Origin of the sequence: Candidatus Lernaella stagnicola, from assembly GCA_030765525.1 — a bacterium.
GTDB classification, from domain to species: Bacteria; Lernaellota; Lernaellaia; order Lernaellales; family Lernaellaceae; genus Lernaella; species Lernaella stagnicola.
Window position 1 is genome coordinate 1 of sequence record JAVCCK010000042.1, and the last position, 19,662, is coordinate 19,662.

General features: G+C 59.3%; 13 protein-coding genes and 1 pseudogene. 6 read left to right on the forward strand and 8 right to left on the reverse strand.

The features are described from left to right. The 4 genes and pseudogenes from P9L99_19615 to P9L99_19630 all read left to right on the forward strand — a co-directional run. A partial coding sequence (locus P9L99_19615) for a formylglycine-generating enzyme family protein (GenBank protein ID MDP8225578.1) occupies nt 1-741 on the forward strand: 741 nt, incomplete at its 5' end. Nucleotides 742-950: 209 nt separating this feature from the next. Then, nucleotides 951-1,694, forward strand: a complete 744-nt coding sequence (locus P9L99_19620; protein ID MDP8225579.1) for a formylglycine-generating enzyme family protein — start codon at nt 951-953, stop codon at nt 1,692-1,694. Nucleotides 1,695-2,029: 335 nt separating this feature from the next. Further along, entirely contained in the window at nt 2,030-2,770 is a 741-nt protein-coding gene (locus P9L99_19625; GenBank protein MDP8225580.1) for a hypothetical protein, read from the forward strand. Between the two features lie 261 nt (nt 2,771-3,031). Then, nucleotides 3,032-3,226 (forward strand): annotated as a pseudogene (locus P9L99_19630) (hypothetical protein). A gap of 111 nt (nt 3,227-3,337) precedes the next feature. Here the strand turns inward: P9L99_19630 and P9L99_19635 are convergent. From P9L99_19635 to P9L99_19660, 6 genes are all read right to left on the reverse strand, one after another. Then, the gene (locus P9L99_19635; protein MDP8225581.1) at nt 3,338-4,246 is read right to left on the reverse strand and encodes a glycyl-radical enzyme activating protein; all 909 of its coding nucleotides are present in this window, start codon (nt 4,244-4,246) and stop codon (nt 3,338-3,340) included. 3 nt (nt 4,247-4,249) lie between these two features. Further along, nucleotides 4,250-6,838, reverse strand: a complete 2,589-nt coding sequence (locus P9L99_19640) for a pyruvate formate lyase family protein (GenBank protein MDP8225582.1) — start codon at nt 6,836-6,838, stop codon at nt 4,250-4,252. After that, nucleotides 6,835-7,566 carry a FadR/GntR family transcriptional regulator gene (locus P9L99_19645; GenBank protein MDP8225583.1) on the reverse strand — a complete coding sequence of 244 codons (732 nt, stop codon included), beginning with the start codon at nt 7,564-7,566 and terminating at the stop codon, nt 6,835-6,837. The genes P9L99_19640 and P9L99_19645 overlap by 4 nt, the downstream gene beginning before the upstream one ends. A 154-nt stretch (nt 7,567-7,720) precedes the next feature. Continuing rightward, complete coding sequence (locus tag P9L99_19650; GenBank protein ID MDP8225584.1) at nt 7,721-9,931, reverse strand: tetratricopeptide repeat protein; 2,211 nt, start codon at nt 9,929-9,931, stop codon at nt 7,721-7,723. A gap of 148 nt (nt 9,932-10,079) precedes the next feature. Next, on the reverse strand, nt 10,080-13,118 hold the full coding sequence (locus tag P9L99_19655) for a tetratricopeptide repeat protein (GenBank protein MDP8225585.1): 3,039 nt from the start codon (nt 13,116-13,118) through the stop codon (nt 10,080-10,082). Nucleotides 13,119-13,232: 114 nt separating this feature from the next. Then, a complete protein-coding gene (locus P9L99_19660) occupies nt 13,233-14,903 on the reverse strand; it encodes a cation:proton antiporter (protein MDP8225586.1) in 1,671 nt (556 codons plus the stop codon). 127 nt (nt 14,904-15,030) lie between these two features. On the opposite strand from P9L99_19660, the gene P9L99_19665 reads away from it, so the two are divergent. After that, nucleotides 15,031-16,215: a pectin acetylesterase-family hydrolase gene (locus tag P9L99_19665; protein MDP8225587.1), complete on the forward strand. Its 1,185-nt coding sequence runs from the start codon at nt 15,031-15,033 to the stop codon at nt 16,213-16,215. A gap of 6 nt (nt 16,216-16,221) precedes the next feature. Here the strand turns inward: P9L99_19665 and P9L99_19670 are convergent, their stop codons facing one another. Beyond that, nucleotides 16,222-18,276 carry a hypothetical protein gene (locus P9L99_19670; GenBank protein MDP8225588.1) on the reverse strand — a complete coding sequence of 685 codons (2,055 nt, stop codon included), beginning with the start codon at nt 18,274-18,276 and terminating at the stop codon, nt 16,222-16,224. Between the two features lie 177 nt (nt 18,277-18,453). Between P9L99_19670 and P9L99_19675 the strand changes: the two genes are divergently transcribed. Then, complete coding sequence (locus P9L99_19675) at nt 18,454-19,245, forward strand: ion transporter (GenBank protein ID MDP8225589.1); 792 nt, start codon at nt 18,454-18,456, stop codon at nt 19,243-19,245. Between the two features lie 89 nt (nt 19,246-19,334). Here the strand turns inward: P9L99_19675 and P9L99_19680 are convergent, their stop codons facing one another. Further along, a complete protein-coding gene (locus tag P9L99_19680; protein MDP8225590.1) occupies nt 19,335-19,475 on the reverse strand; it encodes a hypothetical protein in 141 nt (46 codons plus the stop codon). Nucleotides 19,476-19,662 lie beyond the last annotated feature (187 nt).

Here is a 19,662-nt window from a genome sequence, read left to right on the forward strand (position 1 = left end):
ATGAGACACGTGAAGTTTGCGGCGGTGGCCGTCGCGCTGGCGCTCGCGGTGGTGATCTCCGTCGCCGTCGCGCAGCAAAACAAGGGCGGCGATGCGCCCGACGGCATGGTCCACATTCCGGCCGGATGGTTTCAGATGGGCTGCTCGCCGGGCGATTCGGAGTGCTACAGTGAGGAACAGCCAAGCAAACGCGTGTTCGTGGATGGCTTCTTCATGGACATCCACGAAGTCACACAGGCCGAGTACCAAAGGGTCATGGGGACGAACCCGAGTGATTTTTCAGGTTGCACGACTTGCCCGGTGGAAACGGTGAATTGGAACGACGCCCGCAGCTACTGCGGGAAAGTGGGCAAACGCTTGCCCACCGAGGCCGAGTGGGAATACGCGGCGCGGGGCGGGACGACGGGGGCGCGGTATGGCGAGATCGACGCTATAGCTTGGTATCAGGGCAATTCCGGCAAGAAAACCCACCCCGTAGGCCAGAAGCAGCCGAACGCCTATGGTTTGTACGACATGCTGGGCAACGTGTGGGAGTGGTGCGAGGATTACTACGACAAGAATTGGTATTCGAAGATGCCTGAACGCAACCCGCGAAATGATAATAAATCTCAGTTCCGCGTGCTGCGGGGTGGTTGCTCGATCTATAATCCTCAAATCTTACGCGCGTCGCGTCGGAACTGGTATCAACCTACGTATACGCTCCCCCACTTCGGGTTTCGATGTGTCGGGACTGAAAAATGACCCTTGGGCTCTTTTGCCCTTTTACCCTTGCCCCGCCGCCGGCGAGCGCGGTTTTTTTTGCTGTCGACATGCAAGGTCGGCCGCACACCCCGTTTCCGATTACTTGTCGGCGTTCGGTTGGATTTTCCGCGGTGACGATGTACCCTTTTCCCTCAAATTCATCTCGGTAACCTCAGCATTTGACCAACGACCCTTCGTGGAGGACTTCGATGAGACACATGAAGTTTGCGGCGGTGGCCGTCGCGCTGGCGCTCGCGGTGGTGATCTCCGTCGCCGTCGCGCAGCAAAACAAGGGCGGCGATGCGCCCGACGGCATGGTCCACATTCCGGCCGGGTGGTTTCAGATGGGTTGCTCGCCGGGCGATTCCGAGTGCAGCAGCAATGAGAAGCCGAGCAAGCGCGTCTACGTCGACGGTTTCTTCATGGACATCCACGAAGTCACACAGGCCGAGTACCAAAGGGTCATGGGCGCGAACCCGAGTCACTTTTCAGGTTGCACGACTTGCCCGGTGGAAACGGTATTTTGGAACGATGCCAGAAACTTCTGCACAAAAGTCGGCAAACGTCTGCCGACCGAGGCGGAATGGGAGTACGCAGCGCGGGGCAGGACGACGGGGGCGCGGTACGGTGATCTCAACAGCGTGGCTTGGTACATCGAAAACTCCGGCAAGAAGACTCATCCCGTCGGCCAGAAGCAGGCGAACGCCTATGGCCTGTATGATATGCTCGGCAACGTGTGGGAGTGGTGTGAGGATTGGTATGACAAGGATTGGTATTCGAAGATGCCGGAGCGCAACCCACGGAATGATAACCAATCTCAGTGCCGCGTGCTGCGGGGTGGTAGCTGGTTCAGTTATCCTCAGAACGTACGCGCGTCGTATCGGTTCAGGGTTCACCCGACGATTACGAACTTCAACTTCGGGTTTCGATGTGTCGGGAACGCTGATGAGTGATGGGGCATAAACGGCGAAATCACAGCCCACCTCTCGCACGTCACAACGGCGAAGAAGCTATTCAAAACCCTGAAGATTCGCTTCGTAAAGTAAATTTCACCTCGAAAACGATTGGCTTTATGGCGTTTTTTCGGCATCAGCCGCTTGGCGGATTCGCGCGATTGCCGGCGGAAGAAATCCCAACTGCGGAAGAAACCAGCAGGGCGCGTCACGTGTCGAAGTGCTTATCGCGCGGCCATAAGGGATCGCGTGGTTGACAAGCGACGAGCGTTGCGGTTTTGTGCAGGGCACACGCAAGGCTGATGATTACTCAACGTTGAAACGGAGGAAGGTTGATGTTCTTCAAGATGTCGCGCACGGCGCTTATTCTCATACTCGTTCTCTCTTTTACGGCCGTCACGGCGCTGGCCCAGGACGATCCGACGGCGACGAAAAAACCCTTTGAGTGGCGGTTTTTCTTTGGCTTGGGCGGCGGTCATACGATGCTCAGCGAATTGAACGCCGACATGGACGACGCGGGTTATAATGAATTCCCCGGCGGTTTTGGCGCCGGCAGCTTCGGATTTATCGGCAACTACAACCGTTGGATGTTCGGAACCCACGGCATCAGTTTCAGCCTTGCACCCATCGAAGATAAGGCCGAAAACTGGACGGCGGCGGCGGAGGGAAGCTTCGGCGTAGCGCAGTTCGGTTATGCTGTTTTGCACCAAGGCGGTTGGCAACTCTACCCGCTGATCGGTCTGGGTCTCGGGAATGCAACCCTGCGAATTTACGACGACACGGACACGGATTTCGACGAAGTGCTCAGAGATCCACGGCGGATGTCGAGCATTAAGACGGGTTTCTTCCTCGTCAACGCGGAATTCGGCTTCGACTACCGCTTCAATATGGTCCAGAACACACACGGCGACCGCAGCCAGGGCTTGGTGCTCGGCGGCCGGTTGGGCTACGCGTACACGCCGATCAACCGCGATTGGTCGATGGGCGACACGCAAGTGGACGACGCCCCGCTACTGGGCATCAACGGCCCGTACCTGCAATTCGTGATCGGCTGGGGCGGCGGCGGCGTGTACTGATTTCCAACCCTTAAAAAACGACGGCGGGCTCCCAAGAGTCCGCCATTTTTTTATGGCGACCAGGGTACTCGAAACCGCGTTTCCTTTTTTTGGACCGGTGCTATCGATTAATAGTCCCTGATTGAAAACGCGTGCGAGACTTGCCGGCGCTGCCGCTTGGCGTGCGTTGCCGGTGTCTGTTTCCACCGTGTTGAAAACCGTGTGAAGAAACCGCCGTCGGGGCGGTTTAAGTGAAGACAGACACAACAACCTGTCACCGAGGCGAAGGTGATCACGGATCGCGAAACGGGTCGATCACGCGGCTTCGGTTTCGTCACCTTTGCCGCGGCCGAAGACGCCGATGCGGCAATTGAAAGCCTCGACGGCGAGGAATTGGAGGGCCGCCGCATCAAAGTCAACGAGGCGCACGACCGCCGTAATGGCGCTAGCGGGTCGCCCCGCGAAAGTCGGCGGTAGGGCTCGTCTACTCGTTGTTGTTCTTTTGTTGATTAGGTGAAAATCCAAGCCCGACGGCTTACACGCCGCCGGGTTTTTTTGTGGGCAGAGGGTCAACATCGGTCGCGGAGCCTATTCGTTGACCTCGACGGAAAATCCCGCCGCTTCCAAGTGGCGGACGGCGCGTTGTCGGTCGGATTCGGCAAGCTCGCCGAAATCGCGGTAGTCGCCGCCGCGGCCGACTTTCTCCCACTTCGTGCGGGCCAGACGATTGTAGGGCATCAGGTGAACGGGGCCTGTGTAGCCGGCGTCGCGCAGAAAGTCGATGAGTGCGTCGAGGTCATCATCACCGGTGTTCACGCCGGGAATCAACGGCATGCGAACGACGAGTCGATCCGTGCCGACAACCTCGAGTAACTCGCGGAAGCGGTCGTGGATACGCTCGGGATCCGCGCCCGTCCAGCGACGGTGCGTCTCGGCCGCGACAAGCTTGAGATCGAAGAGTATCAAATCGACATTCTCGGCCAGCGGCGCGACCCACGACGCGTCGAAATAGCCGCAGGTTTCCAGCGCGACGTGTATGCCCGCCTCGCGCACCGACCGCGCGACGGCAAGCAGAAACTCGGGTTGCATCACCGCCTCGCCGCCCGTGAACGTCACGCCGCCGCCCGAGGTATCGTAGAAAGGCTTATCGCGCAAAACCGTCTCGCGGATCGCTGCGACGTCCATCTCGCGCCCAATGATTTCGGTCGCGCCGGTCGGGCAAGCCTCCGCGCAAGCGCCGCAAACCGTACAACGGGACGCCTCGCGTTCCAGGATGCCGTCACGAAGTTGGAGGGCGTTGTTCGGGCAGGTCTCCACGCAGACGCCGCAGGCCTCGCAGCGCTCGGCGAAGTGGGCGAGTTCCGGCTCGCGCCGCCACGATTCGGGGTTGTGGCACCAGGCGCAACGCAGCGGGCACCCCTTGAAGAACACGAGCGTACGGATGCCCGGCCCGTCGTAGATGGCGTAGTTTTGGATATCGAAAACAACGCCGTGCATCAATCAGCCGCTATGCTCGGTGCGGTGGATGATTTCGTTTTGAATTTCCTGGCCCAGATCGACGAAGTAGGTGCTGTAGCCGCCGACCTTGACGATCAAGTCGCGGTGGGCCTCCGGGTCGACCTGCGCCGCCCGCAGCGTTTCCGCCGACGCGACGGTGGGCTGAATCTGCGCGCCGCCCATTTGGAAATAAGTCTGCATCAACGCGATCCATTTATTCCGCGCCGCCGGTGTTTTACCAATGCCCGACGGGTGCTGCCTGATGTTCACCGCACAGCCCAGCAGGTGCGTGAAATCCACCGCCGCCACCGAACGCAGCACGCCCGTCACCCCGCAGCGCTCGACGTTGTAGGGGTTGCAACTCGCCGCATAGGGAGTCGCGGCCAGGCGGCCGTCGGGCGTGGCGGGCGAGAGCCGGCCGTCGATCGTGTGCGAGGTCATACTGTTCATGAAACCGACGAAGGGGCCGTCGCCTTTGAAGCTGCGGTGACGCGCGGCGGAGGCAAAGAGTGCGTCGCTGACGCGGCGGGCCAGCGCGTCGCTTTCGGGATCGGCGTTGCCCCATTTGCCGGGCACTTCGGCCACCAAGCGATGCACGTTTTCGTGGCCGACGAAATTGTCATCGACGGCGCGCATCAACTCCGCGAAGCCGATTTTCTTTTCGTCAAAGACCAGTTTCTTGATCACAAACAGCGAATCGACCACGTTGGCCAGGCTGTTGATCATGTTGATCCCGGCGTAGTTGTAGACTGCCCCGCCCCGCGTGATGTCGGTGCGCGTCGCCACGCAGCCTTCGATAAATGCCGACAGGCACGGCGCGGGCATGTGCTCGGCGAAGAGGCGGTCGCGCAGGTTCGAGGCCTCGGCGTTGATCGTCATCTGGAACTCGACGTGTTGCACGAAGGCGTCAAAAAGCTGTTCGAAATCGGTGAATTCGCCTACCTCGCCGGTCTTCGGACCCACATCGTGCAGGGTGCCGATCATCGTCGTGGCGTTGCCGTTGTGCAGCGTGATGTCGAGGATGTGCCCGAGCAGCAAACCCGTGAAACTGATGCCGCCGGTTTTGCCCGGTGCCAGCAGGTCGGTGCAGCCGGTGATCGCGTAATTGTTGGCGTCGGCCGGGGTGAAACCGTGGCGCTTCATGGCGGGCACGAAGACCTCGTCGTTCATCATCGACAGGTTGCTCGTGCCGCGATAGAGGATGTCGGCCACGTGCTCGTAAAGTTGGTGCGGCGTGTTTTTATGCACCCGCACGACGATGCTCGTCACGCTCTTGGAGCGGTCGGCGGCGTCGAGCAGGAGGTACGTGAGTTCGTTGGTCGCGTCCTGCCCTTCCGGCGTGAGGCCGCCGAGCGTGATCGGCGTCGAACCCTCGTAGCGCAGGTAGAAATTGCCGAGGAAATTCGACTCCGGCCGCAGATTTTGCGCCATCACCTTGAGCAGCAATTCCTCCATTAATTCGCAAGCTTCGGCGGCGGTGATGCGACCCGCGGCGACGTCGCGTTCGTAGTACGGGCCGAGGATCTGATCCAGCCGCCCGTAGGCATGCACGTTGGACGGGTGCGCCGTTTCCAGCGCTGCGCGGTGCGCCCAAATGGCCTGCGCGGCTTCGCGGAAAGTCTCGGCGGGATGGAGCGGCACCTTCCGGCAAACGGCAAGCAACTGCGCGAGTTGCGCCCGGCGTTCCGGATCCGTAGTCCGTTGTTCTTCCTGCTTAATTCGATCGGCCAGTCGCTGCGCATAAACGATGAAACCCTCCAGCGCCACGACGACCGATTGCAGAAACACACCCTCGTCGCTTTGCCGGTCCTCGACCTTGGCCAGCTCGGCCTCGACGTCTTCCTTGATGCCCAGCAGACCGCGGCGCAGCACCACTTCGTGGTCAAAAACGATGTGACCTTGGTAAGTTGCGATGGCTGCACCGAGCGAAACCACCAGCGCCTGTTTGCTCGGAGTGTTGGGCACGCCCTCGACAAATTGCTTGAGTTCGCCGTGGTAGAGGCCGGAGGTGGCCAGTTCGCGCGCCACGATGTCGGCGATGGCCTTGCCGCGCCAGTAGGGCAGCAGGTCGTCGAGCAGTTCGCGCCGGGCGGCCGGGTCGATGCCGAAGGGGTTGATGGTGCGCTCGTCCATCGTCTTGAGGCTGGGTTTGACGGGCATGGGGCCGAGGGCGGCGCTATTTTTGAAGGTGCGGTAAAGTCCTAATAATCCAAGCTTTTTCACCAGATACACGACAAAGCGCAGGTACGAGGTCGCTTGAAATTTCAGCAGCGTACTCTTGCGAAGTTCGGTGGCCAGCACGTCGTTGAACAGGCCGCGCTCGATGTCGATGGGCCAACCCAGGAAGTGCTTACTCCAGGCGCCGGCAAGGCGGTCGTCGGGGTCGAGGTTGTGCTCCATATTCTCGAAGACGTGCTTCATCGACAGCGCCACGCGCAGCGGCAGCGGGACGTCGCTTGTCTCCAGTTCGCGCCACTTGGCGGTGAAATATTTTGCGCGCTGGACACAAATTTGCGGCATTTCGGTCTGATATCGGCGTCGCATGCGGGTGATACGATGACTCGGCGCGCCACGTTTTGCGGCGGCCGTCATGAGATGTCACCGAATTGCGAGAACAATTTTCGATCATCGGCGGCGGCGCGGCGGTCGAATAGGCGCGCGGCTTTCTTGCCGTCACGGCGCCCGAATGCCTCGATCAGTCCCGCATAAAGCTTGACGGCGTTCGCCGGGTCGCCCACCGCCTGCATGTACACGCCGCTCATTTTTTCCACCACGTCGCGCAGCGTGTTGAGCAGGTAGACGAACACGAGGTTGCCGGTGGCCTGGGCGACCTGGTGGAAGAAAGCGAAGTCGGCTTCGGCGCGGGCGGCCGGGTCGTCGCGGGGGTAGTCGGCGACGATAGTTTCGAGCGCGGCCAGTTGCTCCGGCGTGATGCGCGCGGCGGCGAGGCGAATCATCTCAGCGCCCACGATGCGGCGGCTTTCGGCGAGGTTGAGGATCAGTTGCGTATCCAGGCCGATGCCGTTTTCGAGCAGGAATTTGACGAACTCCAGGCCCGCCGCGGTGTTGGTATCGCGGACGAACACGCCGTCGCCGGGGCGGATGCGCAGCAGGCCCATGGTTTCCAGGCGGCGGAGGGCTTCGCGCAGCGAGGTGCGGTTGATGCCCAGTTGGCGGGCGAGTTCGCGTTCGGCGGGCAGTTTTTGATCCGGGGTGAACTGGCCGTCAAGTATCAGGTGCGTGAGTTGGACGACGACTTCGTCGGAGACCCGCGTTCTTCGCACGGGCTTGATTTTGGCGGTCTGATTTGCGGCGGACATGGGCTGCCTTTCTGTTTATCGTTGCCGGCGGCATTGGTCCACTGGTTGGACCAATTCCTTTTTTGCCGGATTTTCGCGGAGGTGTCAAGGGTTGGCGGGTGTTTGGGTTGCCGGGTTCAACTTGTTTGTCAGGCGCGGGACGGCGGGACAAATTCTATTGCTTCATTTTCGCTATCAAGGACACCAAGTATTGCTCTGCAACCTTTTGATGGTGGTGGCCGATGGCTTTGAATATCTCGCATGCCATGCGGGAGTATTCCAACGCCTTCACGAAATCGTTTTGCGCTTCGAAAACCTTAGCCATGTTGTGCAAGGTAATCGCTTCACCAACCCGGTCGCCCACTTCGCGAAATATTTGCAGGCTCTGTTCATAGTATTCGAGCGCTTTCGCTAAATCGCCACGCGCATCATAAACTAGCGCGATGTTGCTCAGCGTCGTGCCTTCCCCGGCCCGGTCGCCCACTTCGCGAAATATTTGCAGGCTTTGTTCAAAGTATTCGAGCGCCTTCGTCAAATCGCCGCGCGCCCGGTACACTTCCCCGATGTTGTTCAGCGTCACGCCTTCCCCGGCCCGGTCGCCGACTTCGCGTCTGATTTGCAGGCTTTGTTCGAAGTATTCAAGCGCTTTCGTCAAATCGCCGCGCGCTTCGTGTACACACGCGATATTGTTCAGCGTGGAGCCTTCCAAGGCACGGTCGCCCACTTCACGGGATATTTCCAGGCTCTGTTCGTAAAACTTCAGCGCCTTCGCCAAATCGCCGCGCGCCCGGTACACGTCAGCGATGTTGTTCAGCGTCGTGCCTTCGCCGGTGCGTTCGCCGACTTCGCGAAATATTTGCAGGCTCTGTTCATAGTATTCGAGCGCCTTCGTCAAATCGCCACGCGCATTGTAAACTGCCGCGATGTTGCTCAGCGTCGTGCCTTCGCCCGCGCGGTTGCCGACTTCGCGTCGAATTCGCAGGCTCTCTTCGAAAAGGTCGAGCGCTTTCGCCAAATCGCCGCGCACTTGGAACACACCCGCGATGTTGTTCAGCGCCTTGCCTAATGCTCCGCGATCGCCGGTCACGTCTGCCTTCGCGCGGCGTTTTGTCTCCAGGTCCAACACCGCATCATAAAGCGACCACGTGTATAGCTGTTGCGAGAAGTCTTCGGTTTCCGAGAGGAACCGTTTCTCGTCGTCGAGACGGTCAAGGTATTCAACCGCGCGCATCAGATCGTCGACGCGCTCGCGGCGATCGCCAAAGCGCTCGCGGAAAAAGTGGTAGAACCCCAAGAATTTTTCGCTAACCTGTTCAGGTGACTCGGTAGAACATTCGCCGAGAATCCATTCTGCAAATAGCGCGTGGCGCATCTCGTGTTGGTAGGGGCCGTCGCCGGAACGGTCCCTGTACACGAGTTTGCGCACGCCGGCGTCCCCGAGGGCGTCTCGTGTTTCGTCAGGCGACAACTTGGCCAACACGGCCAGGTCGTCCCGCGTGACGGGAATGCCCAATAACGCGACGGTTTCAAGCAGCGACCGCGGTGCGCCGACGGCGTTTTCGAAAACCGTTTTAATTTCGGTTTCCAGCCGCTTGGGCAAACGCGCCAACGCGGCCTCCACGTCGGAAGCGCCGACCAGTTCTTTCGCGTAGATCGCCAGGGCCAGCGGCCAGCCGCGAACCTTCTCGAGAAACTCTTGGCACCGCTCGGGAGGAATTCTTTTCAAGCCGGGATGATCGGCGATTGTTTCGGCGGCGGCGTCGAGGTTTAGGCACTTGACTTCGTAATGATGGCTGCCGACTTCGCCCATGAATTTCGGCTCGTGCACGAGGAAATCGTCATTGCGCTGCGCGACAATGAATTTCACGCGGGGGATGTGCTCGGCGACGAAGTGAAACACGACTTCCGCGTTTTCGTTGGTGCGCAGGTCCTGCACCGGGTCGACGACGATCACCAAGCGTTCGGTGTGCGCTATTTTTGCCGACACGCCGCGCAACGCCTCGATGAGTTTTTCCTTATCAGGTCGCGGGTCGTCTTGAAAAAACAGTTCCAACCCCGCACCCACCTGCGGCACTGCCGCGACGATTCTCCGCCACCTGTCTTGGTTTCCCTTGAAGAGAGAGAGCTTTCCAAAAAGGTCGAAAGCCCAACCACGCAGGCTCAATTCAATGTTGTCGTCTCGAAACACGCGGAACATTTTCACAAAACGTTCGCTGCGGCCGGCGACAGCGCAGGCCATGAATTCATGAAGCACCCGCGACTTGCCCATGCCGGGCTCGCCGGTCAAGAGAAAGACGGGATCGTCGGAGTCGAGGAAACTAAGAATACGGGTGACGGCCTCGCGATGTTGTTCGCCGACGAATTTCAGTTCATGCGCGTTGCTCACAAGCGCCTCAACCGTATGGGGTGGTTTTTCCGCTTTCGCACTGAGTTCAACGGAAACGACCGTACCAAACAGGGGCTGATTTCACAATGCGCCGTATCGGTATGTCGTCGGGGGCTATTCCAAATCCAGCGCGGCGGCGGGGCTTAATCTATGCCTTCATTTTCGCTATCAAGGACGCCAAGTACTTCTCTGGGTATTCTTGATGGTGGTGGTCGATCTCTTTGAATATCGCGCATGCCATGCGGGAGTATTCCAGCGCCTTCTCGAAATCGTTTTGCGATTCGAAAACTTTAGCCATGTTGTGCAAGGTAATCGCTTCGCCGGCTCGGTCGCCCACTTCGCGCGTAATCTGCAGGCTCTGTTCGAAGTATTCGAGCGCCTCGGCTAAATCGCCACGTGCTTTGTGTACACCCGCGAGGTTGTTCAGCGTCGTGCCTACGCCGGCCCGGTCTCCCAATTCGCGAAATATTTGCAGGCTTTCTTCGTAAGACTCCAGCGCTTTTGTCAAGTCGCCACGCGCTTCGTGCATCATCGCGATGTTGTTTAGCGTCGCGCCTTCGCCGGCGCGGTTGCCCACGTCGCGAGATATTTGCAGGCTCTCTTCGTAAGACTCCAGCGCTTTTGTCAAGTCGCCGCGCGCCCAGAATACCCCCCCGATGTTGTTCAGCGTCGTACCTTCGCCGACGCGGTCGCCCATTTCGCGAGATCTTTGCAGGCTCTGTTCGTAAAACTCCAGCGCCTTCGTCAAATCGCCGCGCACCCGGTACACTTCCCCGATGTTGTTCAGCGTCGTGCCTTCGCCGGCGCGGTCGCCCAATTCGCGGTCGATTCGCAGGCTCTCTTCGTAAAGCTCCAGCGCCTTTTTCAAATCGCCGCGCGCTTGGTGTACACCCGCGATGTTGCTCAGTGACGCGCCTTCCCCGGCCCGGTCGCCCAATTCGCGGTCGATTTGCAGGCTTTCTTCGAAAAGCGCCAGCGCCTTCGTCATATCACCACGCGCCCAGAACACACCCGCGACGTTGTTAAGCAACTCGCCTTGTAATCGACGATCACCGATCGAGTTTGCCTTCGCAACGCGTTTTGTTTCAAGCTCCAACATCGCATCATAAAGTGACCACGTGTAAAGTTGTTCCGAAACGCCGTCCGTTTCATCGAGAAATACTTGCACGTTACCCATGCGGTCGAGGTATTCGATCGCGCGCATCAGGTCGTCGACACGATCGCGGCGATCGCCAAAACGCTCGCGGAAAAAGCGGTAGAACTCTTCATACCGTTTATTAACCGACTCTCGGGAAATCTGGCGGAGTTCGTGGCAAATCCACTCCGTGTACAGCGCGTGGCGCATGCGGAATTGCCGACCTTGTTCGGTATTCGCGCTTTTAATCAGCTTCGCCACATTGGGTACCCGTACGATTTCGGCAATATTCTCCGGCGCAAGGCCCAACAAGCGGGCCCACGTTTCCACGTCGACCGTCGCGTCAAGCAGGCACAAAGTTTCGATGGCCTGACGGGCGTCGTCCCTTAACCCGCCGTACAAACGGCGAATTTCCGTTTCGAGATCCGGCGGCAACGCATCGAGAATGTCGTTCACATCGCGGTCCGTGTCGGCCAGCATTTCGGCTTCGCCGCCGCGGTCGGCCACTTCGCGCCGAATTTGCAGGCTCTCTTCCAAAGGTTCAAGCGCTTTCGGCATTTCGCCAAGCAGTCGGTGCACGTCCGCGATGTTGTTCAGCGTGAGAACTTCCCCGACTCGGTCGAACACATCGCAAGATATTTGCAGACCCCTTTCGTAAAACTCCCGAGCCTTCGGCAATTCGCCCCGCGATTTGTTCATACATGCGATTTGGGTCGGGGTCGCACTTACTAATCGAATACTGCCGATCAGATTTGTGTACGCGTCGCGTCGTGCAATAAGTTCCAACAAGGCATCAAAGGCTGACAACGTATATAGCCTCTGCAAATCGTTTTCCGTTTCTGAGAGGAAATAAGCTGGGTTGTCGAGACGATCGAGGCATTCGATCGCGCGCATCAGGTCGTCGACGCGGTCGCGGCAATCGCCAAAGCGCTTGCGGAAAAAGCGGTAGAACTCCATATATCGCTCATTTACCGACTCTCGGGAAATCTGGCGGAGTTCGCGGCAAATCCACTCCGTGTACAACGCGTAGCGCATGCGGAATTGCCTACCTTGTTCGGTATCCGCGCTTTCAATCAGCTTCGCCACGTTGGGTACCTGGGCGATTTCGGCTATTTTCTCAGTCGTAACCCCTAACAAACCAGCCCACGTTTCCGCGTCGACCGTCGCGCCAACCAAGCACAAGGTTTCGATGGCCTGACTGGCTTCGCTCCTTAAGCCCCAGTACAAGCTGCGAATTTCCATTTCCAAACCCGGCGGCAACGCATCGAGAATGTCGTTCACATCGCGGTCCCTGTCGGCCAACATGTCGGCGTAGGCCGCCAAGGCGAGCGGCCAACCGCGGAGTTTTTCAAGGAACTCGGCGCGGCGCGACTCCGGTATTCGCGCCAGGGCTTCGTTGGTTTCGAACGTCTCTTCCGCCGCGCTATCCGCAAGCCTTTCGACGGCGAAGGTGTGGCGTCGCGCCAACCTCCGGAAGGCCGCGTCTAGCGCGAGGACGTCATCGTTGCGTTGCGCAATCAGGAACTTGATTCCCGGGATTCGTTGGGCGGCGAGTTGCACGAGCAGATCCGTGTTATCGCTACCGCTTAAGTCTTCCCACGGGTCGATAACGATCAGCACGCGTTTCGAATCATCCATTGCCGCCGAAACCGCTTGCAGCAAACGGATCAAGCGATCGCGCGGTTCCAGCAATTCGTCCTTGATAAGCTGCTCGGCAAGTTTGCCGATTTCCGGAAGCGCGCCAAGGAATTTCCGCCAGCGGTCTTTCGTTCCCCAGAAGCCCGCTTCTTTGTGAAAAAGGCTTTTGGCCCAATCCGTGAGAAGCGAGTTGATGGCGTATCCCGGAAATATTTCGAACCGGATGAGAAAGCGGGCGTCGCTATCTTGGAAAAGCGGTTGTTTCAACAATTCATGGAGCACCCGCGACTTGCCCATGCCGGGCTCGCCGGTCAAGAGAAAGACGGGATCGGCGGTATCGAGGAAGCGAAGAATACGGGTGACGGCTTCGCGATGCTGTTCGCCGACGAATTTCAGTTCATGCGCGTCGCTCACAAGCGCCTCAACCGTATGGGGTGTTTTTTCCGCTTTCGCACTGAGTTCAACGGAAACGACCGTACCAAACAGGGGCTGATTTCACAATGCGCCGTATCGGTATGTCGTCGGGGGCTATTCCGAATCCAGCGCGGCGGCGGAGCATTCGGGCCCGGCGACACCGGCGACGCAGCCGAGGGCGCGTGCGGCGCGGTCGGCTAATTCGAGGCCGACTTGCTTTTCCTCGTCCACCACGACGTCGGCCCCCGCCGCGTCCAGTTCGTGGCTAAAATACGCGTAGCGCGAGCGCACGATGATATGCGCGTCCGTGGCGTAGGCGCGCACGTTGGCCACGATGGCGCGCGCGGCGTTCGGGTCGGGCACGGTGACGATCACGTGGCACCCGGCGGCGATGCCGGCGTGGTGCAGCACTTCACTTTGCCGGGCGTTGCCGAGGTGGGTTTCCAGGCCGAGACGTTCGGCCGTCGCGGCGGTGCGGGCGTTTTGCTCGATGACAATCGGCCGCTGCCCCATCGACAGCAAGGTATCGGCCACTCGCCGCCCGGCCGGGCCGAAGCCGATGACGAACACGAGGCACACATCACCCCGCTCCGGCGGGGCGTCGCGCACGACTTGATAGCGCGGGAAAACACGGTGGATAGCCGCGTCTGCCCAGGGCACGGCGTAACGAACCATGTGCGGCGCGAAAAAGAGACTGAGGATCGTCACGGCAACGGCGTAGGCGAAGGTGTCGCCGCTGATCACGCCGGTGGCGGCGGCCGTGGTGGCGATCACGAAGGAAAACTCGCCGACCTGGCCGAGACTAATGCCGGTCGCCAGGGCGTCGTAGCGATTTTGCCGAAGCAAACGCAACACGCCGTAAACGATCAGTGACTTGCCGACAAACACAGCCGCCACGCCGAGCAATACGAGGTGCAGGTGTTCGAGAATCCACAGCGGTTGGGTGAGCATGCCGATGGACGTGAAAAAGAGCGTGACGAACATGGTGCGCAGCGGCCCGACATCGGCTCGTATCTGCGTGGCGAAAGGCGACTCGCCTAATAGTATCCCGGCGATGAACGCGCCGAGCGCGGGCGAAAGCCCTAACGTGTGCGCACCCCATGCCGCACCCAGCGCCCCGACAATCGCCAGCAAGATAAGCAGTTCGTGATTCTTGGCGAGGCTTTCAGAAAGCAGTAAGCGCGGGATGATTTTGTTGAAGATCAAGTATAACAAGGCGATCAGCAGCGCCGCCGCGCCCGCCGCCTTGAGCAGGGCCCCGGCTATCTGCATGGCCGAACCGCCCTGCCCCATGACCGTCACCAGCAGCACCAAGGGAACGACGGCGATGTCTTGCAGCAACAAGATACTCAGCGCGTTGCGGCCGGAGGTGGAATCGATTTGGGTCCGCGCCATCAACACGCGCAACACGACGGCGGTCGAACTAAGCGCCACCATTGCGCCGAGCACGAGCGCGGCGGGTGTGGTGTACATCCACGAGGCCGCGACGGCGAAAATCGCCAGGGTGAGAAGCACCTGCAACGTGCCGCCGATGGCCGCGACGCGGCCGAGACTGCGCAGGCGGGTCAGTGAAAACTCGAGCCCGATGGAAAACAGCAGCAGCGCCACGCCCAATTCGGCGATCTGGCGCAACACGTCGCCGGAAAACAGCAGCGGCCCGAGCACGGCTCCGGCCAGCAAATAGCCGACGATGGCGCTTTGTTTCCACCGCTCGGCCAGTGCGCCGAACACGAACGCGACCCCGAGTAAAAGGACGATTTCGAGCAGCAAAGTCCAGGTGTTCATGTCTCCCCCGCGTGAACGGATAATATAACCATAGCAGCGACATGCAAATCGGCCGGCGCTACGTTCGGCGCTTTACCCAGGGCCGGTCAGTGCGCTAGGGTCGGAACATCCACGGGAGGGTCATCGAATGAAGCGCTACACCGCGTGTGTGTTTGTTGGGGTGTGTGTTTTTCTCTGCCTACCTGCTTGTGTGTTGCTTTGCCTACCGGCCTGCGGGGACAGCGAGCCGATCAACGACGATGCCTTCGATCCTGACGAGCTCGGCGATGACGACGCGGGCGGCGGCTTATCGTCCGTTGATCCGGCGGGCCTGACGCAGCACGACCCGAAGTTGCAGGACCTCTACGACGAATTGGATTTCTACGACTACCTGGAATTCGAACCGGTGCGCGTCGGCAAGGGCGCGGCGGGCTATACCAATTATTATTACGACAAAGAGGATTTCCGCTGCTACAACGGCCGGCAAGCACACGTGGCGGTACGACCGGGAAAAGAAAATAAGGTGATGTTCTTCATGGAGGGCGGCGGCGCGTCGTGGCCGGGCGGCGGTTTCGCGGTGCAAATCAACTATCCTTTCGACATCAGCTACCGCAGCCGCGTACCGCAGAACCCGCTGCGCGATTGGACTTTCGTCTACGTGCCCTACTGCGACAACAGCATTCACAGCGGCGACAACGTCATGAAGGTCAAGGGCAGGACGCGCTACTTCCAGGGGTTGCGGCACACGGCGGCGGCGGTGGCGCTGACCAAAAAGCTTTTTCCCGACGCGGAAAAGGTGCTGGTCACCGGTGCGAGCGCCGGGGGGATGGGCACGTATCTCGCGTGGGTGATCACCAAGTCGCAGTATCCCGACACGGACACTTATGTCCTGTCCGACTCGGGTATGGGATTCTGGAATCCGAACGACCTGGAAACGTGGAACGTGATCAACGACGCCTGGGCGTTGCGGATGCCCTCGGCCTGCGCGCGCTGCGACAGCACGGTGCAGACCTGGCTTTTCGATCTGTACCTCGATCTGGACCCGCAGGTGCGCATCGGCATGTTTACGGCCTATCAAGACGTGATTATGTCCAATTTCTTTTTGAAGATGAGCGGCCCGGACTACGAGAAGGCCGTCATGGCAATCACCAACCAAATCAAGGCGGCGCACCCGCGTCGTTTCGGGCGGTTTTTTATCGAGGGGCGCACGCACACATCCTACGAATTCATTTTGCCGCCGGGGCCGCGTGTGGAGGTGGAAGACACCTCGCTTTTCGAATGGATCGGGCAACTGGTCAACGACGACCCGGCCTGGGTCGACCGGCTTGAGTAAACGCGGCTAACGAGCCAGCTTCGCCGAGGCGAATCCTTCATCATTCACGACGATGGTGCGCGGACCGTACAGCCGCCCGCTGCGCGCGTCGAACCACCGCAGCGTGACGCGCTCGCCCGGCACGCCCGCGACGGTGACGGCGATGGCGTCGTGTAAGGCCTCGATTTTCGTGAAGCGCTTGTCGGCCAGCGGCACGAACTTGTCGGTCTCGCCCAGCAACGCCAAGCCGTTGGTCAGGACCGGCGCGAGAATCAGGTGCGTGAAATCGTAGAGGTCGGCGATGGGCTTGAAGTGGTAGACGCCTTCGTGCAAGCGCGCCGTTTTCGTCCTCCAGTTGTAGACGACGACCGGCTCGGTCACGCCGAGTTCGGCGGCGAGGTCGATATGCCAGTCGGTGACGGTATCCGGGAAGTGGAAGAAGTCGCTGGGATCCTGGAGGTCGTAGGAGACGTAGGGCCACATTTTGTCCAGCTTCGCGCGCTGCGGGTGGTGCCGGGCGATGTGGTACGCGGTGAGGTAGCGCCAGCGGCCCAGCGCGCCGCGGTCGGAATAGGTTTCGGTGATAAACGGGCGCCGGTTGGGCAGCAGCATGGCGTCGATGGGCAGCGCGGGGCGATCGGGTTTGAGCAGTAGGCCGTCGACGCGGCAGGTGCGCGATAGCATGTCGGCGTCGGCCTCGCCGAGGCGGTCGCTGGGGCCGACCATGCCCGCACTCAGCGAACTGATCAGCGCTTCGGCCCAGCCGTGGTCTTCGGAAGTGCGGAAGTTGTCTTTGAAGGGCCAGATGCCCACCGCGTAGACGATCAGATTGTTGATGTGAAACTGCGGCCAGTAGGATTCCTTCGAGACGTTGGGGGCGTAGTCGATGCTGCTGCGCACGCTGGTGATGTTGGGGTGGCGGACCGAGTCCATCACGTGGGCTGCGCCGGACATGCAGATTTGCATGGTCATACCCTGATCGGCCATCGCGCCGGCCAGGTTATCCATATAGCGGTCGGTGGCGTCGACGGAGCGGCGCAGGGAGCGGTTGCCCCAGAATTGGTTCATCAGCCAATCCTGCTCGTAGGTGGTTACGCCCCAGCTTTTGGCGTTGCGGGCGAATTCGTCAAAGACGCCGCGCCCGACCGGCATGGCCATGCGGCGGTCGAAGACGAAGGGGTATTGGTCGACGTACTCGTTGTCTTTGGCGAACCAGCGGTTGTGGACGATAAGCGGCAACCCCGTCTTTTGGTGTAAGTACGTGAGGCCGTGGGGGAAGCGGTCGGCGGTCGGCTCCCAACGAAGCAAGCCGCCGGTGACGATGCCGCCCGCCTTTTTGTAGAACCAGGAATCGATCTGCAAGTAACCGTAGGGAATGCCGCGGGCGTCGGCGTCTTGTTTGACGCGCAGGAGCACTTCCTCTTCGGTCATGCCGGGCTCGGAGTTGTAGTAGTAGTACGCGCCGTTGTTGGTCCAGTAGCCCAGGTAGGACAGGCCGACATCGGCGTAGCGGTCGCGGCGCTCGGCGTGCTGCATCGCGCGAAGGCGGAAGCCCCAGCGCTCGATGGTATGTTGCACGCCGTGGCCCGCCACGAGTATGAAGCCATGGTGGAACCCGGCCGGGACGCGCTCGATATCGCCGTGCAGGCCGTAGTGGATTTGGCCGTTTTCGAAGGAGATCAGCGTCGCGTAAAAGTGTTCCGTCGAAGAAAACACGAGGCAGTCGAAGTCGTCGCTGTAGAGCACGAGCGGGCCGTTAGAAGCGATGTTCTCCAGGCGGGGTGGGAACATCGGCGTGAGCTGCCAATTGAGTACGTGCTTGTATTTCGGGTCGACGTCGATGACGCCGTAACTCACCGAGGGATGGTAGAAATCGCCGGTGGCGATGTTTTCCAAGCCGTCTTCGACGATTTTGACGATGTGTTGTTCGCCCGTGTCGGCGGTGTGTCCGTCGACGATGAGTCCCCCGAGGCGCGGCGTAACGCCTTCTCCGCTAAGCTGGGGCGTCGTGGCGCAGGCGGCCGCCAACGCAACCACAAACGAGAACGCAAACACCGTTATCCAACGCGTGTACCGTCGCATTTCGGCTCCTTTTTCGAGCACTGCTTTAGAGCGGCGTCAAATGTAGCGGGATACCCTTTGGCGGTCAATTGACGCTGTCGTTCGAAAACGTTTCGGCCAATATCGTGCAAAGTGTTCGTTGGCTTGTGAATAAACATATCTTGAAATATATTTGAAAAATCAGCGTGTGGAGAATTCATGCAAAAGAGAATCTATGAAATCGTCGAGAAGGCTTCGCCCGAAGACCGTGTCAGTCGAGCTTTCGATGTCGCGATACTTGCACTAATCGTATTGAATGTTCTGGCAGTGATTGCGGAGACTATCGACGAAGTTCAGTCGTCAATTGGACCTGCCTTGCGAGCGTTCGAAGTTTTTTCGGTTGTGGTGTTTTCTACTGAATATCTGTTGAGATTATGGTCATGCACGCTTTCGCCGCAATACCGACATCCGGTTTGGGGACGAGTACGTTACGCCTTTAGTTTTTTCATGATCATTGACTTCTTGGCCATTGCACCCTTTTATTTCGGCATGATTGGTGATCTTCGCTTTTTGCGTAGTCTTCGCCTCTTACGTTTCTTCCGCATCATGAAAACACTTCGCTATTCGACTGCTGCCCACACGTTGGTTTCTGTAGCAAAATCTAAAAAAGAAGATCTCACGATATCATTCGTTTTTTCAGGCGTATTGTTCATTCTCGCTTCATCGGCAATGTATTTCTGTGAGCGAGATGCACAACCGGAAGCGTTTGCCAGCATTCCACATGCCATGTGGTGGGCGGCGGCGACGCTGACAACCGTCGGTTACGGCGATGTCGCGCCAATCACCGTTGTCGGGAAGGTTTTAGGAGGGATTATTGCTATACTCGGCGTGACGACATTCGCCCTGCCTACTGCCATACTCGGTGCCGGATTTCTCGAAAAAGCGTCGAGTCGGAATGCTGCGATTTGCCCGCATTGCGGCGCAACGATTCAGGATGACGATTTGAAATAAAAGACTTGAAATGGGTTCTTCATTCGCAAATCGTTTTCCGTCGGACCTATCCGATTGAATCTGTCGCGTAGTGGCGTCAGCAGCCCACCTCACGGCATAAGTGCGAGGGCGGCGGGGGTGATCAGGTCGTCCGCGAGGTCCAGGACGCCGGTTTTGCCGCTCGGGGACATGATGCCCAGTTGGCCCATTTGCGAAAGGACGAAAACGCAGCCGTCGGCGTTGGTTTCCATGTCGGCATGGAATGCGATTAGATTACATCCGCTTACATCATCAGCTTGATGTCGCGTTGGAGGCGTTCTCGGCCCAGAACGCCGACGACAGCTTCGTCTCTTCCGGAGAAAAAAGGCCGAACGAACGGTTCTTGAAGCATGAACAACATTGTGTTCTGCAAGCTACAGCAGTAAACTAAATCCTAGG